Origin of the sequence: Streptacidiphilus sp. BW17 (genome assembly GCF_041262485.1) — a bacterium.
Taxonomy (GTDB): domain Bacteria; phylum Actinomycetota; class Actinomycetes; order Streptomycetales; family Streptomycetaceae; genus Streptacidiphilus.
The window spans coordinates 1-15,747 of record NZ_JBGCCR010000065.1 but is presented as its reverse complement, the minus strand read 5'-3'; the positions used below and the strand labels follow the sequence as shown (position 1 = coordinate 15,747).

The following is a 15,747-nucleotide window of genomic DNA, read 5'->3' as shown; positions in this document are numbered from 1 at the left end:
CGAGACGATCGCGTAGCCCTGCTTCTGCGACTTCACCATCGTGCCGAAGGTGCGGCACAGCGCGAACGAGATCACCAGCAGGAGGTAGATCTCCAGCAGGTTGGTGAACGGGTTCGGGTTCTCGAACGGGTGCGCCGAGTTGGCGTTGTAGAAGCCGCCGCCGTTGGTGCCCAGCTCCTTGATGACCTCCTGCGAGGCCACCGGACCACCCGGGATCGACTGCGCGGTACCGCTCAGCGTGTGGATGATCGTCGGCAGGTGCAGGTTCTCGACCACACCGCCCGCGACCAGGACAAGAGCGAAGACGACCGAGATCGGCAGCAGCACCCGCACCGTCAGCCGGCTGAGGTCGACCCAGAAGTTGCCCAACAGGTCGGTCTTCTGACGGATGAAGCCGCGGATCAGCGCGGTGACGACGGCGATGCCGACGGCGGCCGAGAGGAAGTTCTGGACCGTCAGTCCCGCCATCTGTACCAGGTGGCCCATCGTCGACTCACCCGAGTACGACTGCCAGTTGGTGTTGGTGACGAACGACGCAGCGGTGTTCCACGCCACCGCCGGCGAGACCGCCGGAAAGCCGAGCGAGAGCCACAGGTGCTCCTGCAGCCGCTGGAACGCGTAGAGGAAGAGGACCGAGACGAACGAGAAGGCCAATACCGAGCGCAGATAGGCGGCCCAGGTCTGCTCCGCGTCACCGTCGACGCCGATCAGTCTGTAGATGCCGCGCTCCACGCGCAGGTGCTTACGGGTCGTCAGCACGTAGGCCATGTAGTCGCCCAGCGGCCGGTAGGAGAGCGCCAGCGCTCCTACCAGGGCGAGGGCCTGCAGAAAGCCCGCGAGGGTAGGGTTCACTAGAACTTCTCCGGACGGATCAGGGCCGCGATGAGGTAGGCGACAAGGCCGATCGACACGATCAGGCCGATGATGTTGTCGGCGTTCACAGCCGCTCAACCCCCTTGACAATCAAGGCGAGGACCGCGAACACCACGATCGTCACCCCGACGAAGAACAGGTCCTGCATGGGAAGGCCACCCCAGAAGAACGAAGGCGTGATCCGGCCGGGAGAGTTCCCGGGCGGCGCCGCCCTATGGGCGGCAACCGAAAGGAAAGCGCACGTGCAGATGCCGTCAGCACATCCTTGACGCCCTCCTTGCGCGGCCCCCAGGAACCGATACGCGCTCTTATCGGTCCTTTATCCGGCTGAGACCGGAGGGTCGCCCGGGCGTTGCGAAACAAGCGGGGTTTCGGTCAACCCGGGTCAGGACAAGGGGAAGCAGAGACAAAAGGAAAAGGGGCGCGCGGCTCTCCCTCGGGCCGCACGCCCCTCGCTGTTGCTCTCCCACCTTTACCGGTCGCCGCCCTGCAAGGCTTGACCGGCGGAAAGCAAACCCCCGGCCCGTTGCTCCCCCACGGAACTGCGGGCCTGGTTCCCCCTGACCAGAGAACCTAGCCGGGTTCTGCACCTCGACCTGACCGCCCTGACGCCTCCTTCACGCCCCTGGCCGATCTCCTGACGAACCCTTGACGCGGGCGTCCGAACGCACCCCCGCTGCCGCCTGTCCGGCCGCCTTTCCGCAGCTCAGCCCGGCCCGACCAGCAGCGCCAGCGCCGCCAGCACCGCCACCACCCCGAGCGCGACGAAGACCCGTTCGCGCCCGCTGCCCTCACGGCCCTCCACCACCACCTCGCGCGGATCGGCCGGGTCGTAGCGGAGCCAGACCTCACTGCCGTCCCGCAGCCCGGAGGGGCCGTAGACCTCCATCACCAGCTCGCGGTCGTCATCCGTGGTGAACTGCAGCAACGGCCGGGTGGCACCGGGCCGGAGCCGGACCAGGGCACGCACCCGACGGCCGTCGTGACGGATCCGGCGCGTCTGCCCCATGCCGACGATCCCCGCCAGATAGGCGACGACCCCGCCGACACCCAGGAAGACGCCGGTGACGATCCCGCCGGCATCGCTCATCGCACCCTCTCCTCGCCCGCCACCGTCCGCCACCCTCGCGTCCGCTCCCTGCCCAGTTTGCGCGTCACTCGAACACCGGGCCCAGGGACGGGTCAGGGAGGCGTCAAGGAGCGGGCCGCAGGCGTATGGAGCGCGTCAATGGCCCTGGTGGCACACCTTTTCACGCCGTCCAATGGAGTCGGGCGGTCCGGGTGGACCGCCGTAGCGCTGTTCTGCCGTTCGGAACATCCGTACGCCAGAACGCCGGAACGCCAGGAAGCCCGAGGGCCAGAAAGAAGCGTGTGCCATGACTGAGACCTCACGAGTGATCGTCGGCGTGAGCGACGAGGTCGGAGACGTCGCGCTGCTGCGTCGCGCGGCGGAGGAGGCGCGGCGGCAGCATGCCGCGCTGGTCCCCGTGCTGGCCTGGTACCCGGTCGGCGGCGAGCAGCTCTACCGGGCGCACCCGTGCCCGGAACTGGCACGCGACTGGGAGCGCCGCGCGTGCGACCAGCTCGACGAGCTGGTCTCGGACGCGATCGGTCCCGAGGAGCCGGTGCGGGTCCAGCCGACCGTGGTCCGGTCGGAGACCCTGCGGCAGGCCGTCGAGTCCGTGGCGGTGCGGCCCGGCGACGTCACCTTCCTGCCCACTCCACGCGCGGGCCTGCTGGCCCGGCTGGGCCTGCGCCACCACCACAACCACGGCCACGGCGTGGCCCTGGCCAGCTGAGCTCGAAACCGCTGAGCCGCTGAGCCTGAACCGGAAATCGGAGGAGACCACCCCGTGGGCCTGATCGAACTCGCCGCCCTGCCCTGCATCATCACCTTCACCCTGCTCGCCGTCGGCGGCACCCTGCTGCTGGCCCCGACCCGGGCGATGCGCACCCTCGGCGACGGCTTCGGCTTCGACGGCGCGGCAGCCACCCGGACGGCGGCGCGCCGCCTGCCCGCCCGGGTGGCCGGTCTGCTGCTGTGCGTCTACGCGGTGTTCCTGATGGCCAACACCCTCGGCCTCTTCCGCGCTTTGCACCTGTAGCAGTAGCAGTTGCACCTACCTGAGTGCAGAACTGTCTACGTCGCCGAGGAAATCGCCGGACCCGCAGCCAACGGGAGGGTCACCGTCTGCGCCGCGTGGGCGGGCCTCGGTCCCGGGTAGAAGAGCGTCACCTTGGTGTACCGGGTCTGGCCCGCGTGGCCCTGCCACGGGACCGGGTCGGTGAGGGTGACGTCGACCGGGAAACTGTGGAAGTGCCCCGCCGCGCAGTACGGCTGGCAGTCGTTGGCCACGTCCGTCGCCGTCGCGTACGCCGACACGCCGTCCCAGCGGGTCCAGTGCGCGGAGGTCAGGTAGTTGTTGCCGTCCCCGCAGGCCAGCACGTACTGGCTCGGCTGCGACTGGGGCTTGCCGGAGCAGTCCAGGACCACCGGCGGGCTCGTCTGACCGGTACTCCCGGACGCCGTTGTCGACGGTGCCGACTGCGCCGACGATTTCGAAATCGTCGACGTCGCCGCATGCCCGGGCGAGGCCGCCGCAGGAAGAAGTGCACCGGCGCCCAGCACCAGTACCGCCGCCAGTTTGAGGACTGCCACCATGAGCTGCTCCCGAGTCCGCTCGCCCGTCCGCCGCTCCCCCGGCCCCCCACGCTACGTGCTGAAAGCCGACGATGCCACGGTTAAATGGGAGAAAATTGGGACACACGGGATGGACCGGGCGATCCCCCACCCCCCACCCACACCAACGACAAACCCTGACGTCACGTCACCATCCGTTCTGCGATGAACATTCACTCAGTTCAGGAACAGCAGGCGGTCCGCCAGCTCCACCGCGAGTTCGTCCGGAAGATTGGCGAAGACCTCCAGCTCCTGGATGCAGGTGAAGCTGCCGCGCGACTCCCGGGTCTCGACTATCTGCCGGGCCAGGTCCGGCGTCATGCCGGGCAGGGACGCCAGGACCGGCGCGGGGACGTGGTTGACGTCGGCGAGACCGCCGTCGTCGTAGGCGCGGGGCAGGTCCGGGCGGCCGATCCGGAGTTCGCGGGCGAGCCCGGGGTCGTCGGCCAGCAACTCGCGCGCGTGGACCCGGAGCTCACGACGCGCCCTCGCGTCCGCCAGGACCGCCTCGTTCGCGGCCTCCTCCGGGGACGGCAGCGCCTCCCGCGCGAGCGGCGCCCCGACCAGGCGTCGACGCACCGAGAAGGTTGCGCCCAACCCACCGCCGACCAGCACCACGGAGACCAGTCCGCCGGCCGTCGTGCTCTCGACCGAGTCGGTCGGCGCGTCGGCCATGACCAGCGCGACGACCGTGACTGCCAGCGCGATCCCGGACAGCACGGCCAGCGCCCGCTGCTGCAACCACCAGGCGGCCCAGCCCAGCACCGCGAAGGTGCCGAGTCCGATCGTGAACAGGGGCAGCAACGCCCACAGGACGCTCCCCGCCGGGCTCATCGGCCCTGCGGGGCGCCCTCCGTCACCCTTGTCCGCCTTGGTCACGTTCTACACGGTAGGGCTGATCTTGGTCCCGAGCACCCGCAGACCGAACGCAGACCCCTGGCCTGCGGCGGACCAGCGTAACCGTCTCTGCCCGCAGTGCGACGCCGCCCCGGACGACCCGAGGGCCGCCACCTGCCGGCGCTGCGGCGCCGAGCTCCACCCGCGCGACTGACGTCGCATGCGCGGCGCCCAGGGCGACCCTAGGCTGAGCCCATGGCCCGGCTCAACGACGAGGTCGCCGCGCTCCTGGACGAGTACGCCGACCTGTTGACCCTCACCGGCGGGGACGCTTTCCGGGCCCGCGCCTACACCAAGGCGGCGCGGGCGATCGCCGGTCACGGCGCCGACCTGGCCGGACTGGACGCCAAGGGGCTGCGCGAGATCCCCGGCGTGGGCAAGTCCGTGGCGGAGAAGGTCGACGAGTTCCGCAGCACCGGCGCGATCCAGGCGTTGGAGGCGCTGCGCGCCCAGATCCCGCCGGGCGTGCGGGAGATGACCGCGATCCCGGGCCTCGGTCCGCGCAAGGCGCTCACCCTCCACCGCGAGCTGGGCGTCTCCACCCCCGCCGAACTGCGCAAGGCCGCCGAGGCCGGACGGCTGCACGACCTGCCGGGCTTCGGCGGCCGCACCGAGCAGAACATCCTGCACGGCCTGGACCTGCTCCAGCAGTCCTCGGAGCGGACCACGCTGGACGTGGCCTTCGACGTCGCGGACGAGATCGTCGCCGCGCTGTCCACGGTGCGCGGCTGCCACGACTGCACCTACGCGGGCTCGCTGCGCCGGTTCCGGGAGACGGTCGGCGACCTCGACATCCTCGCCTCGGCCGAGGACTCGGGCCCGCTGATGGACGCCTTCGTCGCGCTCCCGCTGGTCACGGACGGCGGCGAGGTCATCGTCCACGGCCCGACCAAGACCTCGATCCGAACCGCGCGCGGGCTCCAGGTCGACCTACGGGTGGTCCCGCCGGACGCGCGGGGCGCGGCGCTGGTGTACTTCACCGGCTCCAAGGCCCACAACATCCGGCTCCGGACCATGGCGGTCAAAGCGGGGCTCAAGCTCTCCGAGTACGGCCTCTTCGACACGTCGACGGAGGAGCGGATCGCGTCCGCCACCGAGGACGAGGTCTACGCCGCGCTCGGCCTGCCGTGGATCCCGCCGCCCCTGCGGGAGGACCGGGGCGAGATCGAGGCGGCACTCGACGACCGGCTGCCCACCCTGGTCACCGTCCGCGACCTGCGCGGCGACCTGCACCTGCACACCGACCTGACCGACGGCATCGCCACGCTCGACGAGATGCTCGCCACCTGCGCCGCGCGCCGCTACACCTACGCCGCGGTCACCGACCACGCGCCCGACCTGGTCATGCAGCGGATGACCGACGAGAAGATGCTCGCCCAGCGGGAGCGGCTGCGCGAACTGGCCGGACAGTACGGCCGGATGCGGCTGTTGCACGGCACCGAACTCAACATCGGCCCGGACGGCGGCGTCGACTGGCCCGCGGAGTTCCTGGCCGGCTTCGACCTCTGCGTCGCCTCGATCCACTCCCACTTCGGAGCCAGCCGCGACGCGCAGACCCGCCGCCTGATCCGGGCCTGCGAGAACCCCTACATCCACATCATCGGGCACCTCACCACGCGCCGTCTCGGCCGTCGCGGCGGCATCGACGCGGACCTGGACGCGGTCTTCGCGGCCTGCGCGCGCACGGGGACGGCGCTGGAGATCAACGCCTCCCCGCAGCGGCTCGACCTCAACGACGAACTGATCCGACGGGCCCACCAGGCGGGCGTCCACTTCTCGATCGACAGCGACGCCCACTCGACGGTCCAGCTGGACAACCCCCGCTACGGCGTGGGCCAGGCACAACGCGCCTGGCTGACACCGGACGCGGTGATCAACACCTGGCCGTGGCAACGGCTCAAGCACTTCCTTGACAAGCGCAGCCTCGACCGGGCGGACAAGAAGTCCGCGCGGGCGGCGGCAAACTGAGTCGTCGCGTCACCGAAGATGCCGGGCCGGCCGACCCGCGCTCGCAGCCCGGGCGGTGAGCGCGGCACGAGCAGCGAGGGCGGCATGGGTCGCGGCGGCGGCCCGAGCCCTGTGGACCGCACGGGCCTGCTCATGAGTCTGCCCGTAGGCGTGCCCGTGGGCGTGCCCGTGCCAGCAGCGGCGGGTCGCCGCGTCAGTGAGCAGACCGAGGCCGATGGCGAACATCCACGAGTCCTTGGCCAGCGCGATGCCCTGGTGCGTCGGCCAGATGCTGCCCGGCTCGCGCATGCCTGGCGTGCGGAAGTAGACGCCCAACAACGCTCCGGAGAAGCCGGTCAGCGCTGCGCCCGCGACGGCCGTCGGCACGAACGGCGCCAACAACGCGCCGCCTACCGCCATCTCGGCGACGGAGAGCGCCTTGGTGAACTTGTCCGCGGGCAGCGGGTCGAGTGGCGGGTAGGCGCCGGCGGCCACGCTGTGCAGCGCGTCGGCGGTCTGCTGGTCGGCGTTCCACTTGCTCCACCCGGAGTGGAACACGAACGCGCCGACCACCGTGCGGGTCGGCACTTCCCGTAGCCGCATGACGCCCTCCTCCGAGACCGGTGCGAACCCCTCCCTCCGGGGTACACCAGCTCACCGCCCGGCGCGCGCCGAGCCGGTCGGCGACCGGTCGACAGCCTTGGCGGAGCCCGCGGACGAATCCGGGTCGGAATCCGGATCGGAACGCGAGCCCCCAGGACTCCTGTGAGCGAACGGTGACGCCGACGACACACACGGATCGCTCACGTGTGAACCGGACGACAGCGAGCCGAACACAGGTGCGTTTGCCCGAAACCTGCGTGATCATGGGGTAAGTTCTGTCGGCCGGGTCCGAGCCCGGCGCTGAGGAGGGAGCGGTGGGCGCGGAGGTCCCCCCACGGGACGCCGTCGGCGCATCAATGGACGCTGCGGCCCTCGCCATGGGCGTGAACCGGGATGCGCTGCTCTCCGCCCTTGTCACGGACCTGCCGTTCGGCGTCGCCCTGCTCGACGGGCAACTCGCCTGCCAGTACGTCAACGAGACCTTCGTCCGCCTGACCGGCACGGACGACCCGCGCACGATCGCCGCCGTCGCCGACGCGGCGCATGACGTGCTGCAGGACGGGATCGCCAGGGTCGGCGACTACGGCGCGGCCCGACTGCGGGTGCAGCGCCTCGACCTGGAGCCGGACTCCGCAGCCTCCACCGAGGGCGCAGCCTCCGCCGAAGCCGAAGGTGCCGAAGCCACCGCCCGAGCCGGCGTGCTGGTCCTGGCGAACGTCGACGACGAGGAGGCCGTCCGGACCCGCGCCCGGCTGTCGCTGCTGACCTCGGCCGGCGCACGCATCGGCACCACGCTGGACATAGACACCACCTGCACCGAGCTCGCCCGCTTCACCGTGCCCACCCTGGCCGACCTCGCGGCCGTGGACATCCTGCCGCCCGGCGCTCCGGACCACCGGCTCGGCGCTCCGCTCGGCTCCGCCCGGCTGCTGCGCGCCGCCGTCGCGGGCACCCCGGAGCTGCATCCGCAGCTGGCGACGCTGGCGCACCCCGGCGAAACCGTCCGCCACCGGGACGGCTCGGCCGTGGCCCGCAGCCTGGCGGCGGCCAAACCGGTCGCGGTCACGCTGGGCACGGAGGAGGACCTCGCCGTCGCGCTCTCCGACGAGCACAGCCGCAGCGTCTTCCGCGCCGCCGGGATCGCCGCGATGCTCGCGCTCCCGCTGAGCGCGCGCGGACATCTGCTGGGCGCTCTGGTGCTGGCCCGCGCCGGCGAACGGGAGTTCTCGGACGCCGAGATCGCGATGATCGAGGATCTCGCCGACCGCGCCGCCCTCAGCATCGACAACGCCCGCCGCTACATGCGCTCCCAGGGCATCGCCCTGGAACTCCAGCGGGCCCTGCTGGCCGAGCCGGCCAACCCGCACCCGAACCTGGAGATCGCCTGCCGCTACCTGCCGTCCGGCACCAGCTCGGTGGTCGGCGGCGACTGGTACGAGACGGTGCGGCTTCCCTTCGGTCGGACGCTGCTGGTCATCGGCGACGTCATGGGCCACGGCGTCGAGGCTGCCGTGGACATGTCGACGTATCGCTCGATGCTGCGCTACGTCGCAGGCGCCGACCTGCCCCCGCACCGGATCCTGCGCCAGCTCGACTCGCTGATCTCCGAGAACGAGGCCGCCCGCCCGGCCACCTGCCTGCTCGCCCTGCTGGAGCCGAGCCGCAACCGCGTCACCTTCTCCAGCGCGGGACACCTGCCCCCGGCGCTCGTCACCCCGGGCCGGCCCACCGAACTGCTGGCCCTCCCGAGCGGCCCGCCCCTGGGCACGGGCGTCGGCGGCTACGAGCACCTGGTCCGCGAGCTGCTGCCCGGCCAGGTGCTGCTCCTCTACACAGACGGCCTGGTGGAGCGGCGCCACGAGGACATCGACGTCTCCCTGGAGCGCCTCGCCGCCCTCCCGCTCCCCGCTGCGGGCGAGCTCGACGACCTCCTCGACGCCGTGCTGCACAGCTCCGACCCGGCCCAGGCGGAGGACGACATCGCCCTGCTCGCCGCGCGCGTCGTCCAGCGCTGAAGATTTTTCCGGGATTTCCGACCAGGAGTGTCGATCGGGCGCGGTCCCGTTCGTAGTGGTTGTATCGGGCCAGCAGGACGCCGGTCCCGGGGATCGCCAACCAGCGAGACCACCAACCAGCGGAACGAGGAGAACGTCATGAAGCAGTACCTGCTGTCGGTGCACATGGTCGAGGGCCAGGAGCCGCCTGCTCCGGAGGCCATGCAGAAGATGTTCGCCGACGTCGACGTGTTCAACCAGCGGCTGCAGAAGAGCGGCGCGTGGGTCTTCGCGGGCGGGCTGTACCCGGCAGACGTCGCCACCGTGGTGCGGATCCAGGAGGACGGCAAGGCGCTGACCACCGACGGCCCGTTCGCCGAGACCAAGGAGCACCTGGGCGGCTTCTGGATCGTCCAGGCCCCCGACCTGGACGCGGCGCTGGCCCTCGCCGAGGAGGGCAGCCGGGCCTGCCAGGGCCCCGTCGAGGTCCGCCCCTTCCAGGAAGTGCCGGAGCAGTAGGCAGAGCGACGGGACGCTGACGGTGGATCAGCCCGCAGCGGGCGGCGGCACGGCCACGGAAGAGGTCTTCCGCACCGAGTACGGCCGGTGCGTGGCCACCCTGATCCGCTTCCTCGGCGACATCGACCTCGCCGAGGAAGCGGTGCAGGACGCCTTCACGGTGGCCCTGGAGCGCTGGCCGGAGGCCGGCGTGCCGCCCAACCCGGGCGCCTGGATCACCACCACCGCCCGCAACCGCGCCATCGACCGGCTGCGGCGGGACTCCTCGCGGCACGCCCGGCACGTCGAGGCGCAGCAACTGTTGGAACTCCGGACCACCGGCGACGGCGGCGACGGCGGCGACGGCGACGGCGGCGGCGGCGACGGCGACGACGACGGGGAGGAGGTGGGTCCGGTGCGCGACGACCGGCTGCGTCTGATCTTCACCTGCTGTCACCCGGCCCTGGCCCGCAACGCGCAAGTCGCCCTGACCCTGCGGCTGCTGGGCGGGCTGGAGACCGGCGAGATCGCCCACGCCTTCCTCGTACCCGAGGCCACCATGGCGCAGCGGCTGGTGCGCGCCAAGCGCAAGATCAGGGATGCGGGCATCCCGTACCGGGTCCCGGCGGAGGCCGAACTCCCGGACCGGCTACGGGCCGTACTCGACACGGTCTACCTGGTCTTCAACGAGGGCTACGCCGCCTCGGGCGGCGAGGCGCTGCTCCGCGAGGACCTGTGCGCGGAGGCGCTCCGACTCGCGGGCCTCCTGGTCGAGTTGATGCCGGACGAGCCCGAAGCCGTCGGCCTGCTGGCGCTGTTGCTGCTCACCCACGCCCGCCGCGCGGCGCGAACCGACGCGGAGGGGATGCTGGTCCTGCTCGACGACCAGGACCGGTCGCGTTGGGACCGCGAGATGGTGACGGAGGGTCAGAATCTCGTCCGCGCCTGCCTGCGGCGCGGCAGCCCGGGTCCGTACCAGATCCAGGCCGCCGTCAACGCCGTGCACAGCGACGACTCACTGACGCCACAGGCCCGTTGGCAACAGGTGCTGGCCCTCTACGACCTCCAGCTGCGACTCGCGCCCACGCCTGTCGTGGCGCTGAACCGCGCCGTCGCCCTGGCCGAGGTGGCGGGCCCGCAGGCCGCGCTCGACGCGGTGGACGCCCTCCCGGCGGACGCGCTGGCGGGCTACCACCTCTTCCACGCCACCCGCGCCGACCTGCTCCGACGACTCGGCCGCCGCGCCGAGGCGGCCGCCGCCTACGACGCGGCGCTGGCAGTCGCGACCAACGCCACGGAGCGCGACTTCCTCTCCAGGCGCCGCGCAGAACTCAAACCGTAGCCACGAAACCAGAAGTGACTTCCCGTCAGCCACGCTTCGCCGCAATGCCGAGAGCGTCCAGCGCCGTCGTCCAGTCCGACGCGATCGCCTGCTGTGCGGCCTGGAGCGTGACCTGACCCGAGCAGACCGCGTCGTGCACCGCCGACTCGACGTCGTCCTTGGGGTTCGCCGTGCCGGAACCGGACACGTGGCCCGGGGACGGCGGCTCGACCCACAGATTGCGCGGGTCGTTCGGGTCGCCGCCGACCCCGAGCGGGACCAGGTGGTCGTACTCGGCATCGGACAGCCGCCCGGTGTAGCCGTAGGACCGAGCGTTGAGCCGCTTCTCCGCGTCGGTCACCTGACGCGGCGGTCGGACCCCGGCGGTGTAGCCGCCGTGACGACAGAGGGTCTGGCGCAGATTCGCCTGCGTGACGGCCGGGTTGATCGCGCCCGGAGTGCAGCGCGGGTCCGGCAGCGGTTGCCCGTCGCCGCTGCGGTAGTGGCAACTCCCCGCCGGCGGCTGGGCGGCCACCCGGTACTCTTGCTGCGGCCCGGGCCCGACGGCCGGCGTCGCACCTCCGGAAGCCGCGGATGCGGCCGGAGCCGCCGGGGCGACCGAGCCGCCACTGCCGCACGCGGCGCAGAAAAGCAACGGCACCGTCAGCAGCACCGCCCGGAGGCGGACGGGGTCGGTCCTACGGCGGTCGGCTGTCGGCACGTTCACGTTCCTCCGGCTCGGGGCCCCCTTCGGGCGCAGACTTCCCTCGGGCGGCCCTCAGCGTAGGCGGAGGCGCCGCACCGGGGCGCGGGACACGCGGCGCAACTTCACTCTGACGGGTAACGCGACACAGCCCTGACCTGCGGTCGCATCTGGAAAGCTGGTGCGTCACCAACCGTGACCAGCAGTCACGGAGTGTGCATATCGCCCGGAGGGAGCGGCAGATGACCCGCGTCGCAGGAAAGCTCGGCAAGCTCGCACCGCAGTTCCCGGTCGTGCTCAAGGAGTTGAACGCCTACACGACCGCCCCGCTGCCCAAGCCGCCCGCGTCGGTGGACTGGGGCGCGTCGGTCACCAGCTGGCCGATGGACGGCAACGACCGCTACGGCGACTGCACCGTCGCCGCCGCGGCCCACCTGATGCAGTCCTGGAACGCCCAGACCGGACAGAAGGACGCCGTCCCCACCGAGCAGCAGGTCGTCGACGAGTACCTGCAGCTCTCCGGCGGCCAGGACACCGGGCTGGTGGAGTCGCAGGTGCTGCACACCTGGCAGACCAGCGGACTGTGGGGCAACCAGATCCTCGCCTACGCCCCCGTCAACGTCCACGCGCTGGTGGCGATCCGGCAGGGCATCGCGCTGTTCGGCGGCGTCTTCGCCGGGATCCAGGTGCCCGCCAACGCCGAGCAGCAGTTCCAGGCGGGCAAGCCGTGGATGCTGGAGCCCGGCTGGCAGGAGCAGGCGATCGTGGGCGGCCACGCCGTCCCGCTGCTGGGCTACGACGCCCAGGGACTCCACTGCGTGACCTGGGGCGCGGTGCAACAGATCTCCTGGGACTGGTGGTCCACCTACGCGGACGAGGCCTGGGCGGTGCTCGCCCACCAGTACGAGGAGGCGGGCGCGGTCAACGGCGTCGACCTCGCGACGCTGACGCGCGACCTCAAGCTGGTCTGAGGCGTCCGTGTTCCCCGCGCCTGCGCGGGCACACTTCCGACCGTGGAAACCACGGTGAGACAGCACCTGCGCCGCAGTTGGCCCGGTTACGCCGCGTGCGTGTGGGGCGTGCTCTTCGGCGCGATCAGCCTGTACTGGGGCTCCGGTGGCCGGACCGGCCTGGGCACCCTCGGCGGGAGTCTGGAGCGTCAGGCTCTCGCCGGCGACCCGGCCCTGCTGGCGGCGGCCTGGGTCACCGGCGCGCTCAAGCTCGTCGGCGCGGCCCTCGCGCTCGCCCTGGTGCGACCGTGGGGGCACCGCCTCCCCCGCACGCCGCGCTGACCCCACGCCGGCCCCGTTCCGCCCCTGCCCTGCCCTGCCCTGCCGGGAGCAGCCCCCGGGTCGCACGCGCGATCGACCCGCGTTCACCCTTCGGGGCTAATCAGCCCCGAGCCCGCAGGCCGCCCGTGCCCAGCGCCGTAACGTTTCTTCTCGGCCGGTGACAGCCCCCTGGATCCCGGCCGGAGCGGCTGCGCGGTTTGGTCGATCGACGGCAGTCCGCCCGGGGAGCGAAGCCGCCTGACACGCCTGCTTCGCTCCCCACCCTTCATTCCGGGGTGCCCATGCCGGGCCCATGTCACACGGCCGTCCCGCTGGTGCGCTGTGTTATACCGAGAAGCGGTTGCCGGAAGCGGTTGTACCCAGCAGCGGCGGACGCACGCGGACGACGAACCGGGACGACGAACCCGGACGACGGGAGACCACGATGACCACGGACCAGCCTCCGCAGGGCCCACGACCGAGCTCGGTCGTGCTTTTCGTCCACCAGCTGGACGAATCCATCGCCTTCTACCGCGAGTTGCTCAAGCTGGAGCCCCGGATCCGCACGGACACCGCCGCCCTGCTGTCCCGCGAGGACGGACTCCAGGTCTACCTGCGGGCCACCGGCGCGGGCGGAGCCCGTCAGGCCGGCACGGTCGGGCTGCAGTACGTGTTCTGGACCGCGGTGGACCGCGACGACCTGGACCGCTGCGAGCAGTTGCTCAAGGACCGCAAGGTCCTCGTCTCCGCCTGGGAGGCGGACGGATTCCGCGTCGTCGAGGGCCGCGACCCGAGCGACTCGCCGGTCATGATTTCCTTTCCGGGACCGGAGTCGGTGCCGCGTCACGACATCATGGACCGGATCTACGCCTGGTAGGTCCCGGCTCACCCCGCGCGGCGCCGCCCATCAACCCCGAGGGACAGGCGGAACAGGATGCGTCATCAGGTGACCGATGCGGACACGGCCATCGCGCTGGGCAGCGGCGACGTCCCCGTGCTCGGCACGCCCCGGCTGATCGCGTGGCTGGAGGCGGCCACCGTCGAGGCGGCGGCGCCCTTCCTTGCGGAGGGACAGACCACCGTCGGCACCGCGATCCGCGTCTCACACGTCCGTGCCACCCGCGTGGGCGACCACGTCGAGGTCTCCGCCTTCGCACCGCTCGAAGCGGAGGGCCGTCGGCTCACCTTCCTGGTCAAGGCCGTCGACAGCACGGACACGCTGGTGGCCTCGGGGGAGATCGACCGGGTGCTCGTCGACCGTGAACGGTTCCTGGCCTAGCACCGAGGCTCCGACCCCTCAGCCGGCCGGTCAGCGGCCCCTCAGCGGCCCGTCAGTGGTGGTAGCTCGACCGGGGGGCGTCCGGCAGCGGCTCGGTGAGCTTGTCGAAGTACCGCACGCTCTCCTCGATGTCGTCGAGCAGACTGCGGGCCATGTCCCGGCTGAGGCCGTTGCGCACCACGATGCGCTGCACCGTCAGATCCGCGAGGTCGTCCGGCATCGGGTAGGCGGGCACCAGCCAACCCTTCTGCCGCAGCCGGTCGGAGAGGTCGTAGAGCGTCCAGTTATGGCTGTGTCCGGGGGCCTGCCGCCACGCGAAGACGGGGATGTCCGAGGCGTCGTTCCACAGTTCGAACGCGTCCAGCCTGCCGATCCCGGCGGCCAGGAACTTCGCCACGTCCTGCGAGGCCTGCTGGACCTCGCGGTAGCCTTCCCGGCCGAGCCGCAGGAACTGGAAGTACTGCAGCAGTACCTGCGCGCCCGGGCGGGAGAAGTTGAGCGCGAAGGTCGGCATGTCACCGCCGAGATAGGTGACCGTGAACACCAGGCTCTCCGGCAGCAGGCTCCGGTCGCGCCAGACCACCCAGCCCAGGCCGGGGTAGACCAGCCCGTACTTGTGGCCGGAGGTGTTGATCGACACCACTCGCGGCACCCGGAAGTCCCAGGCCAACTCCGGTTGCAGGAACGGCGCGACCATCGCGCCTGACGCACCGTCGACATGGATCCGGACGTCGAGCCCGGTCTCCTTCTGGATCTCGTCAAGCGCCGCGCTCACCTTGGCCACCGGCTCGTACATTCCGGTGTAGGTGACGCCGAGGATGGAGACCACGCCGATGGTGTTCTCGTCCACGTGCTCGCGCAGCCCGTGCCCGTCGAGCGTCCGGTGCTCCTCGCTGATCGGGACGTAGCGCGGTTCGACGTCCCAGTAGTTGCAGAACTTCTCCCAGACGACCTGGACCGCCGAGCGCATCACCAGGTTGGGCCGGTCGACGGGCTTGCCCTGCGCACGACGGGACTCCTGCCAACGCCGCTTGAGCGCCAGGCCGCCCAGCATGCAGGCCTCGGAGGAGCCGATCGTGGAGCAGCCGATGGCGGTCGCGGGATCGGGCGCGTGCCAGAGGTCGGCAACCATCCGCCAGCAGCGCTCCTCGATCGCCGCGGTCTGCGGGTACTCGTCCTTGTCGATCATGTTCTTGTCGAAGGCCTCGGCGTAGACGCGCCGGGCCTCGTCGTCCATCCAGGTACCGACAAAGGTCGCCAGGTTGAGCCGTGCGTTGCCGTCGAGCATCGCCTCGTCGTGGACGATCTGGTACGCGGTCTCGGGCAGCATCGGCTGCTCGCCGAGCCGGTAGCGCGGCAGGCTGCGCGCCTCCCCGGGCCGCGCGAACAGCGGGTTGAGGGTGACGTCGGCGGGATCCCTCGGGTCGGGACGGTGCGCCATGGTGCTCACCTCGCAGGCCGGGACAGGTGTCGGGCAGTGAAGGCAACTCCCCGACCAGTCAATCCCATCCGGTCCCCGAGTGCTCGCCGACCAGGCGCTGACCAGGCGCTGACCAGGCGGCCCGGCTCACAGCGCCCTGGTGACCGTGACCTTGAGGTGCTTCATGATCGGCTGGTCGCTCTGCGTGCTGTAGTCGCCGATCGCGCAGAGCACGTTCATCTCCGGCATGTACCCGGCCGC

18 protein-coding genes are annotated in these 15,747 nt (G+C 71.3%); 10 read left to right on the top strand and 8 right to left on the bottom strand.

Annotated features, from left to right (window positions below):
- The 3 genes from ABH940_RS36540 to ABH940_RS36530 form a co-directional block, all read right to left on the bottom strand.
- A partial coding sequence (locus tag ABH940_RS36540; protein WP_370107242.1) for a potassium-transporting ATPase subunit KdpA occupies positions 1–852 on the bottom strand: 852 nt, incomplete at its 3' end.
- Positions 852–941, bottom strand: coding sequence for a K(+)-transporting ATPase subunit F (gene kdpF / locus ABH940_RS36535; RefSeq protein WP_196193981.1), 90 nt, complete (start codon positions 939–941; stop codon positions 852–854). The genes ABH940_RS36540 and kdpF, both read right to left, overlap by 1 nt.
- Positions 942–1,579: 638 nt before the next feature.
- Complete coding sequence (locus ABH940_RS36530) at positions 1,580–1,963, bottom strand: DUF3592 domain-containing protein (RefSeq protein ID WP_370069656.1); 384 nt, start codon at positions 1,961–1,963, stop codon at positions 1,580–1,582.
- A 286-nt stretch (positions 1,964–2,249) separates the two neighbouring features.
- Between ABH940_RS36530 and ABH940_RS36525 the strand changes: the two genes are divergently transcribed.
- Both ABH940_RS36525 and ABH940_RS36520 read left to right on the top strand, forming a co-directional pair.
- Positions 2,250–2,672 (top strand): universal stress protein, encoded by a 423-nt coding sequence (locus ABH940_RS36525; RefSeq protein WP_370069658.1) that lies wholly within the window; start codon positions 2,250–2,252, stop codon positions 2,670–2,672.
- 54 nt (positions 2,673–2,726) lie between these two features.
- Positions 2,727–2,978, top strand: a complete 252-nt coding sequence (locus ABH940_RS36520; protein ID WP_370069660.1) for a hypothetical protein — start codon at positions 2,727–2,729, stop codon at positions 2,976–2,978.
- 35 nt (positions 2,979–3,013) lie between these two features.
- Here ABH940_RS36520 and ABH940_RS36515 read toward each other — a convergent pair whose 3' ends face one another.
- A complete protein-coding gene (locus ABH940_RS36515) occupies positions 3,014–3,535 on the bottom strand; it encodes a hypothetical protein (protein ID WP_370107241.1) in 522 nt (173 codons plus the stop codon).
- Between the two features lie 195 nt (positions 3,536–3,730).
- The gene (locus tag ABH940_RS36510) at positions 3,731–4,432 is read right to left on the bottom strand and encodes a ComEA family DNA-binding protein (RefSeq protein ID WP_370107240.1); all 702 of its coding nucleotides are present in this window, start codon (positions 4,430–4,432) and stop codon (positions 3,731–3,733) included.
- A gap of 213 nt (positions 4,433–4,645) precedes the next feature.
- Here ABH940_RS36510 and polX point away from each other — a divergent pair, with 213 nt between their 5' ends.
- Positions 4,646–6,418: a DNA polymerase/3'-5' exonuclease PolX gene (polX, locus tag ABH940_RS36505; protein ID WP_370069666.1), complete on the top strand. Its 1,773-nt coding sequence runs from the start codon at positions 4,646–4,648 to the stop codon at positions 6,416–6,418.
- 9 nt (positions 6,419–6,427) lie between these two features.
- Here the strand turns inward: polX and ABH940_RS36500 are convergent, their stop codons facing one another.
- The gene (locus ABH940_RS36500) at positions 6,428–7,000 is read right to left on the bottom strand and encodes a hypothetical protein (RefSeq protein WP_370069668.1); all 573 of its coding nucleotides are present in this window, start codon (positions 6,998–7,000) and stop codon (positions 6,428–6,430) included.
- Positions 7,001–7,314: 314 nt separating this feature from the next.
- On the opposite strand from ABH940_RS36500, the gene ABH940_RS36495 reads away from it, so the two are divergent.
- The 3 genes from ABH940_RS36495 (at position 7,315) to ABH940_RS36485 (ending at position 10,834) form a co-directional block, all read left to right on the top strand.
- Positions 7,315–9,015 (top strand): PP2C family protein-serine/threonine phosphatase, encoded by a 1,701-nt coding sequence (locus ABH940_RS36495; RefSeq protein WP_370107239.1) that lies wholly within the window; start codon positions 7,315–7,317, stop codon positions 9,013–9,015.
- A 138-nt stretch (positions 9,016–9,153) separates the two neighbouring features.
- The gene (locus tag ABH940_RS36490) at positions 9,154–9,513 is read left to right on the top strand and encodes a YciI family protein (protein ID WP_370069672.1); all 360 of its coding nucleotides are present in this window, start codon (positions 9,154–9,156) and stop codon (positions 9,511–9,513) included.
- 22 nt (positions 9,514–9,535) lie between these two features.
- Complete coding sequence (locus tag ABH940_RS36485) at positions 9,536–10,834, top strand: RNA polymerase sigma factor (RefSeq protein WP_370107238.1); 1,299 nt, start codon at positions 9,536–9,538, stop codon at positions 10,832–10,834.
- 25 nt (positions 10,835–10,859) lie between these two features.
- On the opposite strand, the gene ABH940_RS36480 is transcribed toward ABH940_RS36485, so the two are convergent.
- On the bottom strand, positions 10,860–11,534 hold the full coding sequence (locus ABH940_RS36480; RefSeq protein ID WP_370069676.1) for a hypothetical protein: 675 nt from the start codon (positions 11,532–11,534) through the stop codon (positions 10,860–10,862).
- A gap of 224 nt (positions 11,535–11,758) precedes the next feature.
- On the opposite strand from ABH940_RS36480, the gene ABH940_RS36475 reads away from it, so the two are divergent.
- The 4 genes from ABH940_RS36475 to ABH940_RS36460 all read left to right on the top strand — a co-directional run bounded on the left by ABH940_RS36475 (position 11,759) and on the right by ABH940_RS36460 (position 14,066).
- Entirely contained in the window at positions 11,759–12,487 is a 729-nt protein-coding gene (locus tag ABH940_RS36475) for a hypothetical protein (RefSeq protein WP_370069678.1), read from the top strand.
- A gap of 42 nt (positions 12,488–12,529) precedes the next feature.
- The gene (locus ABH940_RS36470) at positions 12,530–12,808 is read left to right on the top strand and encodes a DUF3995 domain-containing protein (protein WP_370069680.1); all 279 of its coding nucleotides are present in this window, start codon (positions 12,530–12,532) and stop codon (positions 12,806–12,808) included.
- Positions 12,809–13,232: 424 nt separating this feature from the next.
- Positions 13,233–13,664, top strand: a complete 432-nt coding sequence (locus tag ABH940_RS36465) for a VOC family protein (protein ID WP_370069682.1) — start codon at positions 13,233–13,235, stop codon at positions 13,662–13,664.
- A 69-nt stretch (positions 13,665–13,733) separates the two neighbouring features.
- Positions 13,734–14,066: a thioesterase family protein gene (locus ABH940_RS36460; RefSeq protein ID WP_370069684.1), complete on the top strand. Its 333-nt coding sequence runs from the start codon at positions 13,734–13,736 to the stop codon at positions 14,064–14,066.
- Between the two features lie 52 nt (positions 14,067–14,118).
- Here the strand turns inward: ABH940_RS36460 and ABH940_RS36455 are convergent, their stop codons facing one another.
- On the bottom strand, positions 14,119–15,507 hold the full coding sequence (locus ABH940_RS36455; RefSeq protein ID WP_370107237.1) for a glutamate decarboxylase: 1,389 nt from the start codon (positions 15,505–15,507) through the stop codon (positions 14,119–14,121).
- Positions 15,508–15,747: the final 240 nt, after the last annotated feature.

Excerpts from the sequence above, each read along its gene's own strand:
- ABH940_RS36530 (WP_370069656.1), bottom strand. The coding sequence starts at position 1,963 with ATGAGCGATGCCGGCGGGATCGTCACCGGCGTCTTCCTGGGTGTCGGC.
- ABH940_RS36525 (WP_370069658.1), top strand. The coding sequence starts at position 2,250 with ATGACTGAGACCTCACGAGTGATCGTCGGCGTGAGCGACGAGGTCGGA.
- ABH940_RS36515 (WP_370107241.1), bottom strand. The coding sequence starts at position 3,535 with ATGGTGGCAGTCCTCAAACTGGCGGCGGTACTGGTGCTGGGCGCCGGT.
- polX (WP_370069666.1), top strand. The coding sequence starts at position 4,646 with ATGGCCCGGCTCAACGACGAGGTCGCCGCGCTCCTGGACGAGTACGCC.
- ABH940_RS36500 (WP_370069668.1), bottom strand. The coding sequence starts at position 7,000 with ATGCGGCTACGGGAAGTGCCGACCCGCACGGTGGTCGGCGCGTTCGTG.
- ABH940_RS36490 (WP_370069672.1), top strand. The coding sequence starts at position 9,154 with ATGAAGCAGTACCTGCTGTCGGTGCACATGGTCGAGGGCCAGGAGCCG.
- ABH940_RS36475 (WP_370069678.1), top strand. The coding sequence starts at position 11,759 with ATGACCCGCGTCGCAGGAAAGCTCGGCAAGCTCGCACCGCAGTTCCCG.
- ABH940_RS36465 (WP_370069682.1), top strand. The coding sequence starts at position 13,233 with ATGACCACGGACCAGCCTCCGCAGGGCCCACGACCGAGCTCGGTCGTG.
- ABH940_RS36455 (WP_370107237.1), bottom strand. The coding sequence starts at position 15,507 with ATGGCGCACCGTCCCGACCCGAGGGATCCCGCCGACGTCACCCTCAAC.